The organism is Boseongicola aestuarii, assembly GCF_900184815.1.
Lineage (GTDB): Bacteria > Pseudomonadota > Alphaproteobacteria > Rhodobacterales > Rhodobacteraceae > Boseongicola > Boseongicola aestuarii.
Genome location: NZ_FXXQ01000044.1, coordinates 1 through 3,361 on the forward strand (window position 1 = coordinate 1; position 3,361 = coordinate 3,361).

3 protein-coding genes are annotated in these 3,361 nt (G+C 55.8%); all 3 read right to left on the minus strand.

Features of this window, described 5'->3' with window-relative positions:
* Window positions 1-626: 626 nt before the first annotated feature.
* Window positions 627-1,499 (minus strand): class I SAM-dependent methyltransferase, encoded by an 873-nt coding sequence (locus BOA8489_RS19860; RefSeq protein ID WP_093976041.1) that lies wholly within the window; start codon window positions 1,497-1,499, stop codon window positions 627-629.
* A 180-nt stretch (window positions 1,500-1,679) separates the two neighbouring features.
* Window positions 1,680-2,510 carry a class I SAM-dependent methyltransferase gene (locus tag BOA8489_RS19865; protein WP_093976042.1) on the minus strand — a complete coding sequence of 277 codons (831 nt, stop codon included), beginning with the start codon at window positions 2,508-2,510 and terminating at the stop codon, window positions 1,680-1,682.
* Between the two features lie 249 nt (window positions 2,511-2,759).
* Window positions 2,760-3,361, minus strand: a 602-nt coding sequence (locus tag BOA8489_RS19870; RefSeq protein ID WP_176440390.1) for an AAA family ATPase, incomplete at its 5' end; no start/stop codon positions are given.

Consider the following 3,361-nt stretch of genomic DNA (forward strand, 5'->3'; position numbering starts at 1 on the left):
CTGGAAGCTGTGCTTCCCCTTTCGTCTGTTCCGGAGGCCTTGGACCGAACCGGTCGGGGTGACGTTCTGGGCAAGCTAGTCATCAAGCCAGGTCTGGAATAGAGGGGGGACCTGGGGCTCGGAGCAGTCATTTGCTGCAGCAAGCGCCAATGGCTGATGTGCGGACAATCCTGCCGTTCATTGATCGGCAAAAACTTGTTCGCTATTTTCCATTCTGATTAACCTGCTGAGCCGTGTCGACAAAACGCCCGCCGCAATCTAACACAATCGTAGCTCCGACATCGCCGCAAATGTGGAGGCTCAACACCTTCCTGGCGTCAAATTCAGATTGCATAAAATTCGGGCTGGCCCACTCTTCAGTCAGTTCAACGATTGGCGTTGAGAAAAGTTCGTATTCACCTGCCTCCGTTCTCCAGTGCCGATGATATTGGCGACGCTCAGATCAAACGTTGATTGCAAAATTGGCGATCCTTTGATGTCTACCATCGGAAATTTTAATGGGTTCGCCGTATGGCGCCATGGTCATTCGTAGCCGGATAAACCGTTCAAGAAGGACAGAGCAGACGCTGCCAGTGAATTTGTTGTTTGCGCAAAACCGCCGCTGCGGCGCAGGTACGGGAATGCGCTTAGGCAGGATTGCGCGCGGATATCACCCACGAAGAGGTGGGAGCCCATATGCCATCGTCGTCCCGCTCTTGGCTTTCGAAATATTCACGCATCTCACTTTCGATCACTGCGCGTTTGGCTTCGGCAAGCTCCTCTCCAGCCTCGCGAAAGACCTCTCCCCCGGGGCCGATCGCCAAGGCGAAGGCGATGCATTCTTCCGGTGTCGTTCCGATCATGATTTTTTCGTCAACACGCGTGAAAACGACATCCTCATACCCCGCACTTTTCATCATGAGCCCTGCCATTTCTTGATTTCCCATAGAAAATGGGCCGGGGCCACAGGTGTCAGCATCTTCACCGGGAGCCGGAAGATGCCGAAGGGTAATGTCTTTCGCTTTTTGCCATGCCGGATTATCTTCACGCCGACGCCAGACAATATGTGTCATTTGCCCGCCGGGCTTCAGCGCCAGACGCATACGCCGCAATGCTGCGACCGGATTTGTGAAGAACATTGTTCCAAATCGCGCAACAACGTAATCGAACTCATTCTCGGGCAGCGCAACTTCGGCGTCCCCTCGGGAAAATTCAACGTTCGACAAGCCCTTTGCGGCGGCGTCTTTCCGGCCCTCCTCCATGAACGCGTCCACGCAATCAATGCCAAGAACTCGGCCTTCCGGCCCGACGATCTCTGCGACCTGAAGCGACATGTCCCCCCACCCGCAACCAACATCCAGCACTGACATGCCTTCTTTCAACGGCAACTTCGGAATGACTGCCGCAGAGTGGCGTGACAATCCGCCCTGCAGTATATGCCGGTACTTTGTGAACTTCGGCTCCAAAACCGTGTTCCAGAATTTAACAAAATCTGTGTCTTCGTCTCGGTCCAAAGCCATGCTGTATCCCCCGTTTTCAGAAAGAGTATCACAGTTGCATTTTACTGCCTAATTCTGCGGGGGAGAAGCAGGCACCATCAGCGATGCCGCTTCGGGCTTAGAGCCGTCATTCGTTAAGAGATGAGCCAATACCTACCCCGAGGAACATATCTGCCGTTACGATGTTGCTTTGTGAGCAGCCTACCCGGGCTTGCAACAGACGATCTGAACCGGTTGGGTTCTGCCCTCTTCGATGTTGCGCGCGGCATTTCGGACAATCTCCGGCGCGAGCTTGCCTAAGAGGATGTGCACTCCGAAAAGTGGGGCCTTGCCCTCTTCCGCCAGCTTAATGGCAGCCTTGTAGCCCTTCAGATATTTTTCACCCGTGTCTGTAACCGCTATGTTGGAGAAACCGGCTCTCTCAAGAGCCCCAACTGTTGCAGAGGGGCGCATGAGATAGGCACCGCTTCCGTCTTCTGACCAAGGAACAGGGTGATGTGGTTCACCCTTCTCCCCGAGCCCATGTTCGGTCACGGCAAAGAACGCGCCGGGCTTGAGCACACGGAAGGCCTCTCCAAAAAAGTCATCGCGGCTAAGCACATTCATTGTGACGTGCTGCGCGTATCCGCCATCAAATTGTTCATCACTGTATGGCAGATTCTGACCGTCGCCATGCAGGAACTGAACCGCGTCCTCCATTCCGACAAGCGCGCTCAGTTTGTTGCCGGCCTCGACGAAGGGGCCCGTTATGTCGAGCCCATCCACATGACAACGGAAGCGCTTGGCGAAGTATCTGGCGGGACCACCGATGCCGCAGCCGATATCAACGAGCCGGTCTCCCTCTTTGACTGGCAAAGCGTCGGCAAGCTCTACGGTCGCAGGGAACCCGCGTGCATGGAAATGGTCTACCGGTGCGAGGTCCTCTATAGTCGCGGATTTGGGGTCGATACCTGCTTGTTCCATCGCGTTTAAGATCCGCGAGAAAACGTCTCCCTTGCCCCAATGCTCAGAAATCGTCTGCGTGTCTGTCATGTGCGGCCCTCCAAGTTGATCACAGTTGAATACCACAGCTTGCTCGTATTCTTTAGATGGCTTCACACGGTCCGTTTCGGGCTCTGAGCCGTCATTCGCTGCGCTGCGCACCAATGACCGCTTTGGACGGTAGCCAGCCGCGTTATTGGTTCCCTCAGTCGCGTTCTACTCGGAGAGTGTCCAATCTGTCCAAATGTCCATTTGGCCGGAGAGCGTTCTGGACAAATGGACAGATTGGACAGGATCTGACTAGAAGTGCGGATCGGGCGTTAGCCGGTAGTGACCGCGACCGCCTTTCTCAATTTCCCCACCTTCGGTCATGCGCTGCAACGTCTTTGCGCAGAGATCGTAGTCGAGGTCACCATGCTCTGCGATCTCCTTGGGATGGATCATCCCGTCCTTCAGAGCGCACCTGATGGCCTTGCGGGTTTCACTTACGAAGGCGTCGCAAGGACGACCCAGGTCAGACCAGCGACACGTGCCGGGGTCAAAGTCCATCGCACACTCAAACTCGGCCAGATCGCGCCCACGTCCGTAGAGCACCTTTCCCTCGCCCGTTGAGCTGAGGATGATCGTGCTGTCTGCCGCACCCGTAAGACCGGTTGAGCCTGAGACAGTATCAAAGGGGTCCTCCGCATCCATCTTGCGAACGTGGTGCACGATCAGGATGGTAATGCCGGTGTCGTTGGCCAGGGAATGAAGCCCGCGAAGCGCAGCATAGTCGGATTGATACTGGCTATCCTTGCCGCCGGACGCGGGTCGTACCGTCGCCAGCGTGTCCACGATCAAGAGGCGTGCATCAGGCGTGCTCCTGATCCAGTCCTCAAAGGCCGTGAGGCCTCCTTGATCCA

Bases quoted from the DNA above. Each gene is read 5' to 3' on its own strand.
- BOA8489_RS19860 (WP_093976041.1), bottom strand. From the start codon at position 1,499: ATGGCTTTGGACCGAGACGAAGACACAGATTTTGTTAAATTCTGGAAC.
- BOA8489_RS19865 (WP_093976042.1), bottom strand. From the start codon at position 2,510: ATGACAGACACGCAGACGATTTCTGAGCATTGGGGCAAGGGAGACGTT.